An 18,481-nucleotide genomic window follows, 5' to 3' on the forward strand; every position below is an offset into this window, starting at 1 on the left:
CGGCTCTCCTGCTTCGGGGCTTGCGGGGCTTGGGCGGGGCTAGTGGCGGAACGTCCACGGGTCGGTGCACAGCGTGCTGACCCGGGTCTCGACCCTAACGCCTGCCTCCGCGCGCAGCCGAGCCTCCACCGCCGGGAGCCAGGTCCACTCCGCGGCCCAGTGCGAGACGTCGACCAGCGCCGGTCCGCCGTGCTCGAGGAACTCCCCCGCCCGGTGGTGCCGCAGGTCGCTGGTGACGTAGACGTCCACGTCGCTGCGGGCCAGCTCGTCGAGCAGGAAGTCACCTGCCCCGCCGCAGACCGCGACCCGGCGCACCGGGCGGTCGGCATAGCCGGCCACGCGTACGCCGTGGGCGGTGCTGGGCAGCGCCCGCGAGACCCGGGCGGCGAACTGGTCGAGGGTCGTGGGCTCGACGGTGCCGATCCGCCCCGTGCCGGTGGTGGCCGAGCGCGAGTCGGCGAGCGCGACCACGTCGAACGCCGGCTCCTCGTAGGGGTGCGCGGCCAGCAGCGCCCGCACCACCGCCGTACGACGTCCGCGCGGCGCGATCACCTCGATCCGCACCTCCTCGACGACCTCGAGGTCGCCCACCCGGCCGATCGCCGGGTGCGCCCCGTCCAGCGGACGGAAGCGGCCCTCCCCGGACGACGTCCACGACGCGGAGTCGTAGTCGCCGATCCGCCCCGCACCGGCCTCGTGGAGCGCCTCGCGAACCACGTCGGCGGAGTCGACCGGGACGAAGACCACGATCTTGTCGAGGGGGGCCGGCGGGGCCGCCCGGATCGGCTCCAGGTCGCTCAGGCCGAGGGCGAGCGCCAGCGACTCCGAGACGCCCGAGACGGCCTGGTCGGCATTGGTGTGCGCGGTCAGCAGCGCACACCCGCCCGCGGTCAACGTGTGGAGCGTGCGCCCCTTCGGCGTCGTCGCGGCCACGGACGTCACGCCTCCGAGGAACAGCGGGTGGTGCACCACGAGCAGGTCGGCACCCCACTCCACCGCCTCACGGGCGACCTCGATCGTCGGGTCGACCGCGAACATCACCCGCGCGACCTCGGCCGAGGGATCGCCCGACACCAGCCCCACGGCGTCCCACGAGTCGGCGGTGGCCGGGGGGTACCAGGTGTGCAGCAGGTCGACGACGTCCGCGAGCGTGGGCATGCGCGCAGGCTAGTGGACCCCTGCTAGTTGACCTGGCGCTCCTGTCCCTCCCAGTAGGGCTGGCGCAGCTTGAACTTCTGCAGCTTGCCCGTCGCCGTGCGCGCGAGCTCGTCACGGAACTCGATCGAGGTCGGCGCCTTGTAGCCCGCCGCCTTGTCCTTGCACCAGGAGATCAGCTCGGCCTCCTCCACGCTCGCCCCGTCGGCGAGCACGACGAGGGCCTTGATGGTCTCGCCCCACTTCTCGCTCGGCACGCCGATCACGGCGACCTCGGCCACGGCCGGGTGCGAGAAGAGCACGTCCTCCACCTCGATCGAGGAGACGTTCTCGCCGCCGGTGATGATCACGTCCTTCTTGCGGTCGCTGATCGTGAGGTAGCCGTCGTCGCCGATCACACCGCCGTCGCCGGTGTGGAACCACCCGTCGCGCAGCGCCGCCTCGGTCTCGTCCGGCCGCTCCCAGTAGCCCTCGAGGATGACGTTGGACCGCGCCAGCACCTCGCCCTCGTCGTCGGTGCGCAGGTGTACGCCGATCGCGGGCGCGCCGGCTCGCACCAGCTGGTGCGCGCGCTCCTCCGCCGAGAGGTCGTCCCACTCGGCGCGCGAGCGGTTCACGGTGAGCAGCGGCGAGGTCTCGGTGAGGCCGTAGATCTGGACGAACTCCCAGCCGAGCTCCTCCTCCACCCGCACGACGGTCCTCGTCGGCGGCGGGGCGCCGGCCATGATGATCCGCACCCGATCACGTCCGGGGATCTCGCCCTCCCAGTCCTGGGCGGCGTCGAGCACCGCGGCGGCGACCGCGGGGGCAGCGCACATCACGGTGACGCCGTGCTGCTCGACGCGGCGCAGGATCTCCGCCCCGTCGACCTTGCGCAGCACGACCTGCGGCACGCCGAGCCCGGTCATCGCGAAGGGCATCCCCCACCCGTTGGCGTGGAACATCGGCAGCGTGTGGAGGTAGACGTCGCGGTCGGTGACCCCGGCGTGCAGGGCGAAGGTCACCGCGTTGGTCCAGAGGTTGCGGTGGGTGAGCTGCACGCCCTTGGGCCGCGCGGTGGTGCCGGAGGTGTAGTTGATCGTCGCGGTGGCGTTCTCGCCCTCGGGACCGGGCTTCCAGGCGCGTGGCTCGGTGCCGGGCGCGGCGAACATCGACTCGTCCTCGCCCATCACGAACCGGTGCTCGACGTCGATGTCCTTCAGCGCGTCGACCAGCTCCGGGTCGACGTACAGCACGCGTGCTCCGGAGTGCGCCACGATGTAGGAGATCTCGTCGGGGCGGAGCCGGAAGTTGATCGGCACCAGCACCCGGCCCGAGCCGCACACCCCGAAGAACGACGTCAGCAGCCGCGCCGAGTTGTGGCTGACGATCGCCACCCGGTCACCGACCTCGATGCCGAGCTCGTCGAGCCTCGCCGACTGCCGGCGCGCGAGGGCGTGGGCCTCGGCGTAGGTGAGGGTGCCGAGCGAGTCCGCCGGCTGGTCGGGCTCGTCGACGATGCCGTCGCGCTCGCCGTAGACGGCCGCTGCGCGCTCGATGAAGTCGCTGACGCTGAAGGGGACGATCATGGGCCCACTGTGGCACGCGTCACGCGCGCGGACGAGGGTCCGCAGGGACGTGGTGGTGCGTCGGGACGGTTTCGAACCGCCGACCGCTCGGGTGTAAACCGAGTGCTCTACCGCTGAGCTACCGACGCGGGAGTGGCACAGACTACGGGACCCGGCTCACCGGGCAGAAACCACCGGCGCGGGGCCTGGAGGACGCTCAGGCACCCGGAGGGAAATGAGTTGAGCCGCTGGCGTCTCGGGTCACCAGCGGCTCAACAAGGAAGAGATTACACGCTGGGCCAAGGCTGTCCCGGGAAACGTCCAAAAGCGTCCGACCTGTCTAGACCGGAGCGCTGATCTCGCCCCTACGGGTGAGCTCTCAGGAGACTGCGGCGTGCAGCTCGCGCAGGTGCTCGTCGAGGTCGCGTCCGTCCGGGTTCGCGTTGTGCACCGACCACCGGAGCCGCCCGTCGCGGTCCACGACGTACGACGAGCGGCGCGGGGCGCCCTTGACGTGGTCGAAGACCTCGTAGGCGGAGGCGACCGCACCGTGCGGCCAGAAGTCCGAGAGCAACGGGAAGTTGAGTCCCTCGGTCTCGGCGAAGTGTCGCAGCGCGTAGACCGGGTCGCACGAGAGGGCGAGCACCTCGGTGTCGAAGCTGAGGAACTCGTCGAGCCGGTCGCGCACGCCCGACATCTCGCCGGTGCAGACGCCGGTGAACGCGAACGGGAAGAACATCAGCGCGACCGCCTTGCGTCCGCGGAAGTCGCTGAGCCGGACGTCCTGGCCGAACTGGTCGCGCAGGGTGAAGTCGGGTGCCTCGTCTCCGATGCACAGTCCCGTGCGGGTCACGCCTCGTCGTCCTTCGTCTCGTCGTCCCACCCGCTCAGGTCCCGCTTGAGGACCTTGCCGGTGGCGTTGCGCGGCAGCTCGTCGAGGAACACGATCTCGCGCGGGACCTTGAACCTGGCCAGGTGGGCCCGCACGTGGTCACGCAGCTCGTCCTCCGACACGTCGCCGGTGCGCACCACGAAGGCGCGCAGTCGCTGACCATAGTCCTCGTCGTCGACACCCAGCGCAGCGACCTCCCCCACGCGCGGATGGGCGATCAGGCAGTCCTCGACCTCCTGCGGGAAGACGTTCTCGCCCCCGGAGACGATCATGTCGTCATCGCGGCCCGCGACGTGCAGCCGCCCGCGCTCGTCGTAGTAGCCGACGTCGCCGGAGGCCATGAGCCCGTCGACGACCTCCTTGGACCCGCCGTTGGTGTAGCCCTCGAACAGCAGGCCGTTGCCGACGAAGATCCGTCCGGTCCGGCCCTGCGGCACCTCGGCGCCGGCGTCGTCGAGGATCCGCACGACCGTGCCGTAGGGAGGCTTCCCGGCGGAGGTGGGGTCCGCCCGCAGGTCCTGCGGCGTCGCGATGGACGCGTAGGCGACCTCGGTGGAGCCGTAGATGTTGTAGAGGTTGTCGCCGAAGCGGTCCATCCAGGCCTGCGCCAGGGTGGCCGGCAGCGCGGAGCCCGAGGAGGCCACGACCCGCACCCGAGACAGGTCGAACCCGTCGAGCTGTCCCGGGCCGAGCGCCAGCATCCGCTGCAGCATCACCGGGATGACGACCAGCGACTGGCAGCGCTCGTCCTGCGTGGTCCGCAGCGCCTCCGCCGGGTCGAACGTGCGCCGCAGCACCACCGTGGAGCCGAGCAGCATCGCGAGCGCGAGGTGGGCGAAGCCCCAGGTGTGGAACAGCGGGGCGGCGATGTGCGTGCGCCAGCCGGCCCGCAGGGGCATCCGGGAGAGCAGCGAGACAGCGGCGTCGATGCCGGCCTCGTTGCGCGGAGCGCCTTTCGGGGTGCCGGTGGTGCCGGAGGTGAGGATCACGATCCGGGCATGGCGCCGCGGCGGCTGCAGGTCGCCGTCGTCGTACGCCGCCACGAGCCGCTCGATCGTCTCGGCGTCCGCCGCGGCCGTGTCGGTCCAGGCCAGCAGCCGACGGGTCGCGTGCGCGCCGGCGAGCAGGCCGGTGAACTCCTCGTCGTGGATCACCAGGCTGGGGGCCTCGCGAGCGAGCACGTCGACCAGCTGGGGGCCGGCGAAGGCGGTGTTGAGGTAGAGGATGTCGGCGCCCAGCCTCGCGATCGCGATCGAGGCCTCGACGAAGCCGCGGTGGTTGCGGCACATGACCGCGACCGAGTCGCCCTCCCCCACGCCTCGCTCGCCGAGCGCGCGGGCCAGGGAGTTGGAGCGGCGGTGCAGCTCGCCCCAGGTCAGCTCACCCAGCTCGTCGACCACGCCGACCTGGTCGGGCGCCCGCGCCGCGAGGGTGGCGAACCCACCGGCGGGCCCGGTCCCCCAGCGCAGCACCACGCGGCCGATGCCCGCGAGCGTCCGCGGGCCGTAGGGCCGGATGACGCCCGAGCGGCCGAGCACCCGCAGCGCCGTGCCGGCTGCGCCGAGCCGTCCCGAGAGACCGGCTGACGTCACGCGGGGGTCTTGGGTGCCACCAGCCGGGTGGCCTGCCAGTCCTTGCTGACCGCCGCGGTCGTGGTCTGGGCGAGGCCGGCGATCGGTGCCGCCTCGGACACGTCGGCGGCGTCCACGGTGCCGGGGCGACCGACCTTCGGCGTGAGCAGCCAGATCGAGCCACCGCCCACCAGGTCCGTCAGCGCGTCGACGAGGCCGTCCACGAGATCACCGTCGTCGTCGCGCCACCACAGCAGCACGGCATCCACGACGTTGCCGTAGTCCCCGTCCACCATGTCGGCGTCGATGGCGTCCTCGACGGCGACGCGCAGCTCGTCGTCGGTGTCGTTGTCCCAGCCGAGTTCCTGGACGACCATGCCGGGCTTGAGCCCCAGCCGGTCCGCCGTGCCTGCCGCCGGGGCAGAGTCGCCCACCGTCGAGCTCACGCAGTGCCTCCCATGTTCGTGGCGCGCGCGGGGACCGCGCACGTGTGCCGCACAGTCCACAGGAACACGGCAGGAGCCGCAACCCCGGCCCCCCAGTGCGGACGTCGTCTCGCGCACGCGCGCACTACCCATGGGTAGATTTCGTGGCGGCTGGTCGCGTGACACGATGAGCACGTGAGTGACGCCGAGAAGCCCAGCAAGAGCCCCGTCGCGTCGGTGATCCACGAGGGGCTCCCGACCCAGCTGCCCGACATCGATCCCGACGAGACCCAGGAGTGGCTCGCGTCGTTCGACGCGATGCTCGACGACCGGGGTCGCGACCGGGCCCGCTACGTGATGCTGCGCCTGCTCGAGCGCGCGCGCGAGAAGCAGGTCGGCGTGCCGGCCCTGAGGTCCACCGACTACATCAACACCATCCCCCCGGAGCGGGAGCCGTGGTTCCCCGGCGACGAGGAGGTCGAGCGCCGCATCCGCGCGTTCATCCGCTGGAACGCCGCGGTCATGGTCTCCTCCGCCAATCGCAAGGGCCTCGAGGTCGGCGGCCACATCGCCACCTACCAGTCCTCCGCCAGCCTCTACGAGGTCGGCTTCAACCACTTCTTCCGCGGCAAGGACCACGAGGGCGGCGGCGACCAGCTCTACATCCAGGGCCACGGCTCTCCGGGCGTCTACGCCCGCGCCTTCCTCGAGGGCCGCCTCAGCGAGGAGCAGCTCTACCGCTTCCGCCAGGAGGTCCAGCACGGCAAGGGCGCCGGCCTGCCGTCGTACCCCCACCCGCGCCTGATGCCCGACTTCTGGGAGTTCCCGACCGTGTCGATGGGCCTCACGGCCATCAACTCGATCTACCAGGCACGGTTCAACCGCTACCTCGACAACCGCGGCATCAAGGACACCTCGCAGCAGAACGTGTGGGCCTTCATGGGTGACGGCGAGATGGCCGAGCCCGAGTCGCTCGGCGCGATCCGCGTCGCGGCGCGCGAGGAGCTCGACAACCTCACGTGGGTCATCAACTGCAACCTCCAGCAGCTCGACGGCCCGGTCACGGGCAACGGCAAGATCATGCAGGAGCTCGAGTCGAACTTCCGCGGTGCCGGCTGGAACGTGATCAAGGTCGTCTGGGGTCGCGAGTGGGACGCGCTGCTCGCCAAGGACATGGACGGCGCGCTGGTCAACCGGATGAACTCCACCCCCGACGGTGCGTTCCAGACCTACTCGACCGAGGACGGCGCCTACGTCCGCGAGAACTTCTTCGGCAGCGACCCCCGCCTGCGCAAGATGGTCGAGCACATGTCCGACCAGCAGATCGAGAAGCTGCCGCGCGGTGGTCACGACTACCGCAAGGTGTACGCCGCGTTCGACGCCGCCGCCAAGCACACCGGTCAGCCGACGGTGATCCTGGCCCACACCATCAAGGGCTGGACGATCGACGCCCTCGAGGGCAAGAACGCCACCCACCAGATGAAGAAGCTGACCCTCCCGGACCTCAAGAAGTTCCGCGACCGGCTCTACCTCCCGATCAGCGACCGCGACCTCGAGGAGTCCTACGAGAAGACGGGTGGCGCGCCGTTCTACCACCCCGGCGCCGACTCCCCGGAGATCGAGTACATGCTCGAGCGGCGCAAGGCCCTGGGCGGCTCGATCCCGCGCCGCGTCAACCGGGCACCCGCGCTCAAGCTGCCCGGTGACGAGCTCTACGCCGAGCTCAAGCAGGGCTCGGGCAAGAACAAGTTCGCCTCGACGATGGCCGCCGTCCGTCTCCTGCGCGACTGGATGAAGGACCCCGAGATCGGGGACCGCCTCGTCCCGATCGCGCCCGACGAGTACCGCACGTTCGGCATGGACTCGATGTTCCCGAGCGCCAAGGTCTACAACCCGGGCGGCCAGCAGTACGAGTCGGTCGACCGCAAGATGCTGCTCTCCTACAAGGAGTCCAAGCAGGGCCAGATGCTGCACGAGGGCATCTCCGAGGCGGGCGCGATGGCGTCGGCCACGGCGGCAGGGTCGGCGTACGCCACGCACGGCGAGCACATGATCCCGTTCTACATCTTCTACTCGATGTTCGGGTTCCAGCGCACCGGCGACTCCATCTGGGCCATGGCCGACCAGCTCGCCCGTGGCTTCCTCATCGGCGCCACCGCCGGTCGCACCACGCTGACCGGCGAGGGCCTCCAGCACGCCGACGGCCACTCGCCGCTGATCGCCGCGACCAACCCGGCGATCGTGCACTACGACCCGGCGTTCGCCTACGAGATCAGCCACATCATGCAGAACGGCCTCGAGCGGATGTACGGCACCGGTGGCCCGGACGGCAACGGCGAGGACGTCATCTTCTACCTCACCGTCTACAACGAGCCGGTCTCGCAGCCGGCCGAGCCGTCCGACGTCGACCTCGAGGGCATCCTCCGGGGCATCCACAAGGTCTCCACCGCCGAGGGCGAGGGCCCCCGGGTCCAGCTGATGGCCTCCGGTGTCGGCTACCCGTGGATCGACGAGGCTGCCCGGATCCTCGCCGAGGAGTGGGGCGTGCAGTCCGACCTGTGGTCAGTCACCTCCTGGAACGAGCTGGCACGTGACGGCGCGGCCGCGGAGCAGTGGAACCTGCTCAACCCGGGCGCGGAGAAGCGCACCGCGTTCGTCAGCGACAAGCTCGCCGGCGCGCAGGGTCCCGTCGTGGCCGTGTCCGACTACATGCGGGCCGTCCCGCTGCAGATCGCGCGCTGGGTCCCCGCCGACTACCGCGTGCTCGGTGCCGACGGCTTCGGGTTCGCCGACACCCGCCCGGCCGCCCGTCGCTTTTTCCACATCGACGCCGTCAGCGTCGTCGTGCAGGCCCTGCAGGCCCTCGCCGACGCCGGCGAGGTGCCGGTGGAGAAGGTCGTCGAGGCCGCGCAGCGCTACAAGATCGACGACCCGACCGCCACGAAGGACATCAAGCAGGAGGGTGGCGACGCCTGACGTTGCGACGTCGTGACGAAACCAGCCTGACCGATCGCTTGCCGGAGCCCGTCTGAGGATCTTCCTCAGGCGGGCTTCGCGCGTCGTGCGGCACGCACCGGCGCGAGTGGCGCACCGCCCGCCTCGGCGTGGACCGGTGCGACGAGGGCGCCCTCCTCGAGCAGCTCGCGCCACCGCTCGCGGTCGTGGCGGCTCGGCTCCGTGGTGCGGATGAAGTCGCGCACGATCCTCACGAACCGCTCGGGGTGGTCCTTGTGCGGGAAGTGCCCGGCGTCCGGGATGATCTCGACCCGCGCCGACGGCGCGAGCGTGCCGGCGTTGCTCGCGTGCGCGACGGGGATGACCTGGTCGTCGGCACCCCAGACGACGCACATCGGCATCGCCTCGGTGAGGTAGGCACGGTCGGCCATCGTGATGATCTGGCCCTTCCAGTCCACGACCGCTCGGACCACGTGCCGGATCGCGGCGCGGGTGCGTGCGTCCTGGAGGGAGTCGTAGATCGCGGCCACCTCGTCGAGGTCACGCAGGTGGCGCACGCCGCTCCTGGACAGCAGCTTCAGGGCAGCGGTGGTGGCGTGGCGGACTCCGGGCACGGCGAGCGCGCCCATCACCTGGTGGAAGCCGGGTGTCGTGATCGCCCGGATGGCCGGCGTCACCTCGGGGCCGAGCCCGCCGGACCCGACGAGCACCAGGCGCTCGGTGCGCTCGGGGAACTGGTAGGCGAACTGCATCGCCACTCCCCCGCCGAAGCTGTGCCCGACCACGGTCGCGGTGTCGATGCCGAGCACGGTCATCAGGTCGCGCATCCCGTTGGCGTAGCCGCCGACGCTGTAGTCGGCGCGGGGCTTGTCGGACTCGCCGTGGCCGAGCAGGTCGGGTGCGAGGACGGTGTGGGTGCGCGCCAGCCTGGCGATGACCGGGGCCCAGGTCGTGTGGTCGCAGCCCAGCCCGTGGAGCAGCAGGACGACCGGGCCGGAGCCGGTGATGACGTACGCACGCCGGTGCCCGTGCACGGTGACGTGCTCGACCCGGGGGCTCGTGCGTCGGGGCAACGCGACCTCCGTGTGGCCGGGCGGGCAGGCAGGTCCCGGATTCAACCACGTGGCACTCGACCGTCTCCGACGGCCCGGGGGTGCGACGGAGAGCCTTCGTGGGAATCCCACTACTCGTCTGACGCCACTACAGTCGTCCCATGCCCCCGTCCAGACGCCGCGCCGCAGACGCCCTGCGCAACTCGACCGGGGCCCTCAGCACCGCCGCCACGGGTCGGATGTCGAGCGACCTGCCCTGGTTCGACGACCTCAGCGCGCAGGACCGGTCGTGGGTCGGGCTGATCGTGCAGGCGGGCATCCGGGGCTTCGTCGACTGGTACGACCGCGAGGTCGAGGCCTCAGCCCACGACCCGCTCGACGTCGTGGTCTTCGGTGCCGCACCGCGCGAGCTGACGGGCGTCATCTCGCTGCAGCAGACCGTCGAGCTGGTCCGGCTCAGCATCCGGGTCGTGGAGACCACCGTCGACGACATCCTCGACCCCGAGGACGGCCCCCACGTCCACGCAGCCGTGCTGCTCTACGCCCGCGAGGTGGCTTTCGCGACCGCCGCCGTCTACGCCCGCGCCGCGGAGTCCCGCGGCGCGTGGGACGCCCGCCTCGAGGCCCTGGTCGTCGATGCCGTCGTCCGCGCCGAGACCGACGAGTCGGTCCTCTCCCGTGCCAGCGCACTGGGCTGGGGGGCACACGGCGACGTCGCGGTGGTGCTGGGATCCGTCCCTCCCCACCGCGCCGAGCTCGACGTCTTCGAGTCCGTACGCCGCTCGGCCCGCTCCGCCGACATGGACGCGCTGTGCGCCACCCAGGGCGACCGGCTGGTCGTCGTCCTGGGCGGGGTGAGCGACCCGCTGAAGGCCGCCACCCGCCTCATCGACCACTTCGGCGAGGGGCCGGTCGTCGTCGGGCCGGTCACCGCCGACCTCGCCCACGCCTACGCCTCGGCGCGCGACGCGCTCTCCGCCCACCGCGCCGCCAGCGGGTGGCCCGATGCGCCGCGCCCGGTCGCCAGCCGCGACCTGCTGCCCGAGCGTGCGCTCGCCGGCGACGGCCACGCGCGTCGCCACCTCGTCGACGAGGTCTACCTCCCGCTGGTGGCCGCGCGCGGCACCCTGCTCGAGACGATGGGCGCCTGGTTCGAGCACGGCTCGTCCATCGAGGGCACCGCCCGCGCGCTCTTCGTCCACCCCAACACGGTGCGCTACCGCCTGCGCCAGGTGGCCGACGTCACCGGCTGGTCGCCGACGCGGCCGCGCGAGGCGTTCGCGCTCCAGCTGGCCCTCATCCTGGGGCGGCAGTCGGGCCGCACCGAGTTGTAGGAACCCTACAAGGATGTGGGGGTGAGTTTCGTCGGCGTCGGACCCGCGTCCCGGTCTCCGGACCCGGCAGAGTGGACCTCGTGCTCGTCATCGTCGCTCCCGGTCAAGGGGCCCAGACCCCCGGATTCCTCACGCCCTGGCTGGAGGACCCCACCTTCGCCGCCCGGTTCGACTGGCTGGCCACCGTCGCCGGCATCGACCTGGCCCACTACGGCACCGAGGCGGACGCGGACACCATCCGCGACACCAAGATCGCCCAGCCGCTGCTGGTCGCCACCGGCCTGGTCGCGGCCCTCGACCTGTTCCCGCAGCCCGCGGACGCCTTCGCCCGGATCGGCGCGGTGGCCGGTCACAGCGTCGGCGAGCTGACCGCGGCCGCCGGCGCCCGCGTGATCACCGCCGAGCAGGCGATGGTCCTGGTCCGTGAGCGCGGCAACGCCATGGCCGACGCCGCCGCGACCACCGCCACCGGCATGACCGCCGTGCTCGGTGGTGATCGTGAGGAGGTGCTCGCCGCGATCGAGCGCCACGGCCTGACCCCGGCCAACGACAACGGCGCCGGGCAGGTCGTCGCGGCCGGCACGATGGAGCAGCTCGCGGCATTCGCCGACGAGCCGCCGGCCAAGGCGCGCCTGATGCCGCTGAGCGTCGCCGGCGCCTTCCACACCACCCACATGGCCCCCGCCGTCGACCGGCTCGCCTCGCTCGCACGATCTGTCTCGACCCACGACCCGCGCACCCCGGTCATCTCCAACCGCGACGGTCAGGTCGTGCACGACGGGCGCGACGTGCTGCGACGGATGGTCGGCCAGATCGCCAACCCCGTCCGCTGGGACCTGTGCATGGAGACGATGAGCGACCTCGGCGTCACCGGCATCCTCGAGATGCCGCCGGCCGGCACCCTCACGGGCATCGCCAAGCGGGCGCTCAAGGGCGTCGAGACGTTCGCCCTCAAGACTCCCGACCAGCTCGACGCGGCCCGTGACTTCTGCGACAAGCACGGCGAGGCATCCATGATCGAGACCACGCCGACCTGGCGGATGGTCGTCTCGCCCGTCAAGGGCACCTTCCACCTCTCGTCCGAGGCCGTCGAGCGCGACCTGCTCGCCCCCGGAGCCACGATCGGCGCCGTGGCGAGCCTGCGCGAACGCACCGAGATCACGGCACCGCACGGCGGTTCCGTCGTGGAGTGGCTGGTCGAGGACGGCGACCTGGTCTCCCCCGGTCAGCCCCTCCTGCGACTGCACCCCGAGGCGAGCGCCTGATGGCCGCGATCACCAGCAGGTCCGGCGCGCCGTACGCCCGCATCATGGGCGTCGGTGCCTACCGACCCGTCCGCATCGTGCCCAACTCCGACGTCGTCGAGGCGATCGACTCCAGCGACGAGTGGATCCAGCAGCGCTCGGGCATCAAGACGCGCCGCTGGGCCGGTCCGGACGAGTCGGTCCAGATGATGTCGGTCGAGGCCTCCAGGATCGCCATCGAGCGGGCCGGCCTCGACGCCTCGCAGATCGACTGCGTGGTCGTCGCCACCGTCAGCCACCTGCTCCAGACCCCCGCCGTCGCCACCGCGATCGCCCACGAGCTCGGCACCGACCACGCGGCCGCCTTCGACATCTCCGCCGCCTGCTCCGGCTTCTGCCACGGGATCGCGCTGGCCTCCGACATCGTCCGGGCCGGCAGCGCCGAGCACGTGCTGGTGGTCGGCGTCGAGCGCCTCACCGACATCCTCGACCTGACCGACCGCGGCACCGCGTTCATCTTCGCCGATGGTGCGGGTGCGGCCGTCGTGGGCCCCAGCGACACCCCGGGCATCGGTCCCGTCGTGTGGGGATCCGACGGCGAGCAGTTCGACCTGATCCGCCAGCGCGAGGACTGGCGCGACGTCGTCGGCAGCCCCGAGGTGCCCGGCAGCGGCGTGATGCCCCACCTGACCATGCAGGGCAACTCCGTCTTCCGCTGGGCGTCCTTCGCGATGGCGAAGATCGGCCAGCAGGCGCTCGACGCGGCCGGCGTCGGCCTCGACGACCTCGACGTCTTCGTCCCCCATCAGGCCAACATGCGGATCATCGACGCGATGGCCCGCTCCATGAAGCTCCCCGACACGGTGCGGATCGCCCGCGACGTCGCCGACCAGGGCAACAGCTCGGCCGCCTCGGTCCCGCTCGCGCTCGACCGGATGATGGCCGAGGGCGACGCCAGGTCCGGTGACACGGCCCTGCTGATCGCCTTCGGTGCGGGGCTGTCCTACGCAGCCCAGGTCGTCACCATCCCCTGACCCGCCCGGTCCGGAAGCACACCCCCGTCCACCCCAAGCACCACCCCACAAGAAGACAAGAAGAAGGGAAGGCCCCATGGCCACCACCGAAGAAATCCGTGCCGACCTCGCTGACATCGTCAACGAGGTGGCCGGCGTCGACGCCGACGACGTCCAGCTGGACAAGTCGTTCGTCGACGACCTCGACGTCGACTCGCTCTCCATGGTCGAGGTCGTCGTGGCCGCCGAGGAGAAGTTCGGCGTGACCATCCCGGACGACGAGGTCAAGAACCTCAAGACCGTGGGTGACGCCGTCGCCTACATCGAGCGCGCCCAGGGCTGACGCCCTCCTCGACGTCACGGGTGGCCGGCGTCCAGCCCGGCCCCCGTGACCTCGGCTCTCAGGGCCGAACACTTCCAACCCCGCGAGAAACGGAACCTCATCAGATGCCCTCGACCCGCGTAGTCGTCACCGGCCTCGGCACCACCTCCCCTGTCGGAGGGGACGTCGCCTCCACGTGGCAGGCGCTGCTGTCCGGAACCTCCGGCATCGCGCACCTCACCGACGACTGGGTCGAGCAGATGCCGGTGAAGATCGGCGGCCGCGTCGCCGTGGAGCCGACCGAGGTCCTTGAGCGCGTCAAGGCCCGTCGCCTCGACCGCTCCAGCCAGTTCGCGATGGTCGCCGCCGACCAGGCGTGGGCCGATGCGGGCCTGGAGGGCTCCGGCCTCGAGCACGAGCGCCTCGGCGTCGCACTCGCCTCCGGCATCGGCGGCGTGACCACCCTCCTGGCCAACTACGACGCCCTCCTCGAGAAGGGCCCCCGCCGCGTCTCGCCCCTCGCCGTGCCGATGCTCATGCCCAACGCCCCCGCGGCCAACGTCAGCCTCAAGTACGGCGCCCGCGCGGCGGTCCACGCGCCCACGTCGGCCTGTGCCTCGGGCAACGAGGCCATCGCGCTGGCACTCGACCTCATCCGTCTGGGTCGCGCCGACGTGGTGCTGGCCGGCGGCACCGAGGCCGCCATCCACCCGCTGCCCATGGCCGCCTTCGCCAACATGATGGCGCTGTCCAAGACCGCGAGCGACGACGGCGGTGACCCCACCACCGTCTCCCGCCCCTGGGACACCGGCCGCGACGGCTTCGTCCTCGGCGAGGGCGGCGCCGTGCTGGTCCTCGAGTCCGAGGAGCACGCCCGCGCCCGCGGCGCGACCATCTACGCGGAGGTCCGCGGCGCCGGCATCAGCAACGATGCCCACGACATCGCCCAGCCCGACCCGGAGGGTCGCGGCGGCACCCGCGCCATCAAGATGGCGCTCCGCGAGGGCGACGTCGACCCGGCCACGGTCGTCCACGTCAACGCCCACGCCACCTCCACGCCGAAGGGCGACATCGCCGAGGGGTTGATGCTCCATGCCGTCCTCGGCGAGCACGTCGACCGCTGCGTGGTCACCAGCACCAAGTCGATGACCGGTCACCTCCTCGGCGGGGCCGGCGCTCTCGAGGCCGTGGCGACGGTGATGGCTCTGCGCGACCGGGTCAGCCCACCGACGATCAACCTCGACGACCTGGACCCCGAGGTCCACCTCGACATCCCGACCTCGAGGCGCGACCTGCCCGAGGGCGACATCGTGGCGCTCAACAACTCGTTCGGATTCGGCGGCGCCAACGTGGCGGTCGCCTTCGGGAGCGTCTCGTGACGACCACGGCCGCCAAGCCCGCCCGGCTCCCCCGCGAGGAGGACCCGCGCAACCCCGTCCACCGCCTCACCGCGCTCCTCGACGAGGGCACGCTCGAGCTGATCACCGCCGACGACGACTCCGGCATGCTCGCCGCGGTCGGACGGGTCGACGGCACGTCGGTCGTCGCCTTCTGCAGCGACGCCACGGTCATGGGCGGCGCCATGGGTGACGTCGGCTGCCGGGTCGTGGTCGACGCCTACCACCGCGCCATCACCGACGGTGTGCCCATCATCGGGCTCTGGCACTCCGGCGGTGCGCGCCTGGCCGAGGGCGTGCTCTCGCTGCACGCCGTGGGCCGGATCTTCCAGGTGATGACCCAGGCCTCCGGCGTGATCCCGCAGATCTCCGTCGTCCTCGGTCCCGCCGCCGGTGGCGCCGCCTACGGCCCCGCGCTCACCGACTGCGTGATCCTCGGCCCCGAGGGGCGCATCTTCGTCACCGGCCCCGACGTGGTCCGCTCGGTCACCGGCGAGGACGTCGACATGCTGCGTCTCGGCGGCCCGGAGCCGCACGGCCGCCGCTCGGGCGTCGTGCACATCCTGACCGACTCCGAGCGCGAGGCGCTCGACAAGGCGCGCACCGTCGCCGCACTCCTCGGTGCGCAGGGCAGCCTGGCCGCCGAGTCCGTGGAGGACCGCGACCTCGGCGCGCTGCTTCCCGAGTCCAAGAAGCGCGCCTACGACGTGCACCCGCTCGTCGACGGCCTGCTCGACGAGGGCACCATGCAGGAGCTGCACGCCCGCTGGGCGCCCAACATCGTCACCGCCCTCGGCCGCTTCGGCGGCCGCACGGTCGGCGTCGTGGCCAACAACCCGCTGCGTCTGGGCGGTTGCCTGGACTCGCTGTCGGCCGAGAAGGCGTCGCGGTTCGTGCGCATGTGCGACGCGTTCGGCATCCCGCTGGTCGTGCTCGTCGACGTCCCGGGCTACCTCCCCGGCGTCGGCCAGGAGTGGGACGGCGTCGTACGCCGCGGGGCGAAGCTGCTGCACGCGTTCGGTGAGTGCGTGGTGCCCCGGATCACCCTGGTCACCCGCAAGACCTACGGCGGCGCCTACATCGCCATGAACGCCCGCTCCCTGGGAGCCACCCGTGTCTTCGCGTGGCCCGGCGCGGAGGTCGCCGTGATGGGCGCCGTCGCGGCCATCCGCGTCCTGCACCGTCGCAAGCTCGCTGAGGTCTCCCCCGAGATCCGTCCGCAGGTCGAGGCGGAGCTCGCGGCCGAGCACGAGCGCATCGCCGGCGGGGTCGACAAGGCGGTCGAGATCGGCGTCGTCGACGAGGTCGTCGAGCCCACTCGCACCCGGAGCGCCATCGCGCACGCCATGCGCCACGAGATCGACACGGTCGGCGTACGACGCGGACGCCACGGCAACATCCCGCTCTGAGCCACGGACACCTCGCACGGCCCCGAACCACAGACACGGCGGCCCCGGACAGGACCTCTCCGTCCTGGCGGGGCCGCCGTTCCCGTTCGGGGGTGGTGCGTGCTCAGACCACCTGGTGCAGCCAGCGCACCGGCGCGCCCTCACCGGCGTGCCGGAACGTCTCCAGCTCGTCGTCCCAGGGCTTGCCGAGCAGCTGGTCGATCTCGAGGAGCAGCGTGGTGTCGCCCAGGGCTGCCTTCACGACGGCGGCCTTCAGGCGGTCCTCCGGGATCAGGATGTCGCCGTGAGGTCCGGTGATGGCATGGAAGATGCCCAGGTCGGGGGTGCAGGAGAAGCGGGTGCCCTCGGTCGAGCTGGTCGGCTCCTCGGTGATCTCGAAGCGCAGGTGGTTCCAGCCGCGCAGCGCAGACGCGACCGCCGCAGCGGCGCCGGCCGAGCCCGACCAGGACAGCTCGGCACGGTACGAGCCCGGCTGGGCAGGCTGCGGCGTCCAGTCGAGCGAGACGGCCACTCCGAGGACTCCGCCCACGGCCCACTCGATGTGCGGGCAGAGTGCGGAGGGCGCAGAGTGCACGTAGAGAATGCCCCTCGTCCCCGGACCGTCCGGGCGGGAAGCAGTGCGTGTGGTCACCGTGACCTCCTTGAGTTCCGACGCTCCAGATGCGCCTTCCCCAGCGGTCTGTCGTCAGTGCTCAACGAGAGTCGAGTGACACGTATGTGATTAGTGGCTTCATTGTGACCCATGTGGCGTTCGAACACCAGCCCGACAGGCAGGCTTCGCCACCGGTCGGCTCGGGCAGGCTCTCAGGTCTGGCGACGCTCGATGAGGTCGGCTCGCGCCGCGGCGTCCGTCAGCTCGTCGGAGTCGATCGCGTGCGTGCGGTGGAACCAGGCCAGGGCGTCGGAGTCGCGGCCGGCCTCCTCGAGCGTGTCGGCGTACGCGTAGCGCAACCGCACGACCCACGACGAGCGGCTCTTGGACGTCAGTGGCGCGAGCTCGAGCGTGCGCAACGCCGCGTCGAGCTGACCCATGTCACGACGCGCCCCTGCCTCGACGAGCGTCATCTCGGCCTTCGCCTCGGACGCGAAGTTCGCCACGGACGGGCTCTTGGCGAGCTTGATGGCCTGCTCGGGGTTGCCGAGGGCGCGGTGGCAGTCGGCCATGATCGGCAGGTAGTCCGTGGCGCCGTTCATCCGCTTGGCGGCCCGCAGCTCGGCCAGCGCCTCCGCGTAGTGGCCGGCGGCGTACGCCGTCTCCCCCGCCGCCTCGCGCACGACCGCGATCCGTGACGCGCGGGCCCGCGCGGCCAGCGCGTGCTGGTAGGCGAGCTCAGGGTCGTCGTCGATGAACATGCCCGCGGCGGCCAGGTGGCGCGCGACACGGGCGGCGAGCTTCTCGGGCAGCCCCTTCAGCTGGGCCCGCACACCGCGGTCGAGCTCCGCGCCGGTGACACCCTCGGGGAGGTCCGGGCCGTCATAGGCGGCCTGGTCCGCCGTGCGGGCCTTCTCCTCGGATCGTCCTCGGAAGGCGCGGTCCTTCCCGCCCCCGGAGCGCTTGTCCCCTCCCTGGTAACCACCGCGGGAGGAGCCACCGCCTCGCGGTGCCGAGTCGCGAGAGCCGCGCCCCCGCGCGTCACCGGACGATCGGCTGGCGCCTCCGCGCCCCGAGGAGGACGAGCCGCTGCGCCCGCTGCCGGACGAGGAACCTCGTCCCGCACTCGAGCCACCACGTGACGGACGCTGTTGACGACGGTCCTCGGCCACAGCCGCACTCTCCTTCTCGACACTCCGACCCCCGGTCAGGGGCCACGGTACTCACTCGCCGGGCCGGACGTACGTCGACGCACCTGACGTGAAATGGAACAGGGGCCACCAGCACGCTGGTGGCCCCTGCCAAATGTATGTCCGGCGGCGTCCTACTCTCCCACAACCTCTCGGTTGCAGTACCATCGGCGCTGAAAGGCTTAACTTCCGGGTTCGGTATGGGACCGGGTGTTTCCCGTTTCGCTATGGCCGCCGTAACTCTTTCAACCCTCACAAACCAGTGGTTTGTTGGTTGGGAACTGCGTAGTGGACGCGAACAACCCGCATGTGGGTGTGTGTTCGTTGTGTGCGCGGGTACAACTTCACGTGTGTGTGGTTGTGTACGTGGTTGGGACAAGCCC

Annotated in this window: 15 protein-coding genes, 1 tRNA gene and 1 rRNA gene; 7 read left to right on the forward strand and 10 right to left on the reverse strand. The window is 71.5% G+C overall.

The features are described 5' to 3' along the window. Window positions 1–39: 39 nt before the first annotated feature. The 6 genes from IEZ25_RS09850 to IEZ25_RS09875 all read right to left on the reverse strand — a co-directional run bounded on the left by IEZ25_RS09850 (window position 40) and on the right by IEZ25_RS09875 (window position 5,611). On the reverse strand, window positions 40–1,158 hold the full coding sequence (locus tag IEZ25_RS09850) for a Nif3-like dinuclear metal center hexameric protein (protein ID WP_191199203.1): 1,119 nt from the start codon (window positions 1,156–1,158) through the stop codon (window positions 40–42). 23 nt (window positions 1,159–1,181) lie between these two features. Then, on the reverse strand, window positions 1,182–2,723 hold the full coding sequence (locus tag IEZ25_RS09855; RefSeq protein WP_191199204.1) for an AMP-binding protein: 1,542 nt from the start codon (window positions 2,721–2,723) through the stop codon (window positions 1,182–1,184). A 53-nt stretch (window positions 2,724–2,776) separates the two neighbouring features. Beyond that, a tRNA-Val gene (locus tag IEZ25_RS09860) sits at window positions 2,777–2,851 on the reverse strand. Between the two features lie 230 nt (window positions 2,852–3,081). Further along, on the reverse strand, window positions 3,082–3,555 hold the full coding sequence (locus IEZ25_RS09865; RefSeq protein ID WP_191199205.1) for a peroxiredoxin: 474 nt from the start codon (window positions 3,553–3,555) through the stop codon (window positions 3,082–3,084). Next, a complete protein-coding gene (locus IEZ25_RS09870) occupies window positions 3,552–5,186 on the reverse strand; it encodes an AMP-binding protein (RefSeq protein WP_191199206.1) in 1,635 nt (544 codons plus the stop codon). Before IEZ25_RS09870 ends, IEZ25_RS09865 begins: the two co-directional genes overlap by 4 nt. Beyond that, window positions 5,183–5,611: a DUF3052 domain-containing protein gene (locus IEZ25_RS09875; RefSeq protein ID WP_318152149.1), complete on the reverse strand. Its 429-nt coding sequence runs from the start codon at window positions 5,609–5,611 to the stop codon at window positions 5,183–5,185. The genes IEZ25_RS09870 and IEZ25_RS09875 overlap by 4 nt, the downstream gene beginning before the upstream one ends. Window positions 5,612–5,785: 174 nt before the next feature. Here IEZ25_RS09875 and aceE point away from each other — a divergent pair, with 174 nt between their 5' ends. Beyond that, window positions 5,786–8,566: a pyruvate dehydrogenase (acetyl-transferring), homodimeric type gene (aceE, locus tag IEZ25_RS09880; protein ID WP_318152150.1), complete on the forward strand. Its 2,781-nt coding sequence runs from the start codon at window positions 5,786–5,788 to the stop codon at window positions 8,564–8,566. A 65-nt stretch (window positions 8,567–8,631) separates the two neighbouring features. On the opposite strand, the gene IEZ25_RS09885 is transcribed toward aceE, so the two are convergent. After that, the gene (locus IEZ25_RS09885; protein ID WP_224748692.1) at window positions 8,632–9,618 is read right to left on the reverse strand and encodes an alpha/beta fold hydrolase; all 987 of its coding nucleotides are present in this window, start codon (window positions 9,616–9,618) and stop codon (window positions 8,632–8,634) included. Between the two features lie 140 nt (window positions 9,619–9,758). Here IEZ25_RS09885 and IEZ25_RS09890 point away from each other — a divergent pair, with 140 nt between their 5' ends. The 6 genes from IEZ25_RS09890 to IEZ25_RS09915 all read left to right on the forward strand — a co-directional run bounded on the left by IEZ25_RS09890 (window position 9,759) and on the right by IEZ25_RS09915 (window position 16,316). After that, window positions 9,759–10,931 carry a PucR family transcriptional regulator gene (locus IEZ25_RS09890; protein ID WP_191199208.1) on the forward strand — a complete coding sequence of 391 codons (1,173 nt, stop codon included), beginning with the start codon at window positions 9,759–9,761 and terminating at the stop codon, window positions 10,929–10,931. Between the two features lie 80 nt (window positions 10,932–11,011). Beyond that, window positions 11,012–12,196, forward strand: coding sequence for an acyltransferase domain-containing protein (locus IEZ25_RS09895; RefSeq protein WP_191199209.1), 1,185 nt, complete (start codon window positions 11,012–11,014; stop codon window positions 12,194–12,196). After that, window positions 12,196–13,209 (forward strand): beta-ketoacyl-ACP synthase III, encoded by a 1,014-nt coding sequence (locus tag IEZ25_RS09900; protein WP_191199210.1) that lies wholly within the window; start codon window positions 12,196–12,198, stop codon window positions 13,207–13,209. Before IEZ25_RS09895 ends, IEZ25_RS09900 begins: the two co-directional genes overlap by 1 nt. 76 nt (window positions 13,210–13,285) lie before the next feature. Continuing rightward, the gene (locus tag IEZ25_RS09905; RefSeq protein WP_129456799.1) at window positions 13,286–13,531 is read left to right on the forward strand and encodes an acyl carrier protein; all 246 of its coding nucleotides are present in this window, start codon (window positions 13,286–13,288) and stop codon (window positions 13,529–13,531) included. Between the two features lie 104 nt (window positions 13,532–13,635). Further along, complete coding sequence (gene fabF, locus IEZ25_RS09910; RefSeq protein ID WP_191199211.1) at window positions 13,636–14,889, forward strand: beta-ketoacyl-ACP synthase II; 1,254 nt, start codon at window positions 13,636–13,638, stop codon at window positions 14,887–14,889. Further along, a complete protein-coding gene (locus tag IEZ25_RS09915; RefSeq protein ID WP_191199212.1) occupies window positions 14,886–16,316 on the forward strand; it encodes an acyl-CoA carboxylase subunit beta in 1,431 nt (476 codons plus the stop codon). Before fabF ends, IEZ25_RS09915 begins: the two co-directional genes overlap by 4 nt. Before the next feature lie 103 nt (window positions 16,317–16,419). On the opposite strand, the gene IEZ25_RS09920 is transcribed toward IEZ25_RS09915, so the two are convergent. From IEZ25_RS09920 to rrf, 3 genes are all read right to left on the reverse strand, one after another. Continuing rightward, complete coding sequence (locus tag IEZ25_RS09920; RefSeq protein ID WP_425572735.1) at window positions 16,420–16,899, reverse strand: DUF3145 domain-containing protein; 480 nt, start codon at window positions 16,897–16,899, stop codon at window positions 16,420–16,422. Between the two features lie 221 nt (window positions 16,900–17,120). Next, entirely contained in the window at window positions 17,121–17,741 is a 621-nt protein-coding gene (locus tag IEZ25_RS21425) for a hypothetical protein (RefSeq protein WP_318152151.1), read from the reverse strand. A gap of 478 nt (window positions 17,742–18,219) precedes the next feature. Next, window positions 18,220–18,337, reverse strand: a 5S ribosomal RNA gene (rrf, locus tag IEZ25_RS09930). Window positions 18,338–18,481 lie beyond the last annotated feature (144 nt).

The sequence above is a fragment of the Nocardioides hwasunensis genome, assembly GCF_014779665.1.
Lineage (GTDB): Bacteria > Actinomycetota > Actinomycetes > Propionibacteriales > Nocardioidaceae > Nocardioides > Nocardioides hwasunensis.

Bases quoted from the DNA above. Each gene is read 5' to 3' on its own strand.
- IEZ25_RS09850 (WP_191199203.1), bottom strand. From the start codon at position 1,158: ATGCCCACGCTCGCGGACGTCGTCGACCTGCTGCACACCTGGTACCCC.
- IEZ25_RS09855 (WP_191199204.1), bottom strand. From the start codon at position 2,723: ATGATCGTCCCCTTCAGCGTCAGCGACTTCATCGAGCGCGCAGCGGCC.
- IEZ25_RS09890 (WP_191199208.1), top strand. From the start codon at position 9,759: ATGCCCCCGTCCAGACGCCGCGCCGCAGACGCCCTGCGCAACTCGACC.
- IEZ25_RS09900 (WP_191199210.1), top strand. From the start codon at position 12,196: ATGGCCGCGATCACCAGCAGGTCCGGCGCGCCGTACGCCCGCATCATG.
- IEZ25_RS09905 (WP_129456799.1), top strand. From the start codon at position 13,286: ATGGCCACCACCGAAGAAATCCGTGCCGACCTCGCTGACATCGTCAAC.
- fabF (WP_191199211.1), top strand. From the start codon at position 13,636: ATGCCCTCGACCCGCGTAGTCGTCACCGGCCTCGGCACCACCTCCCCT.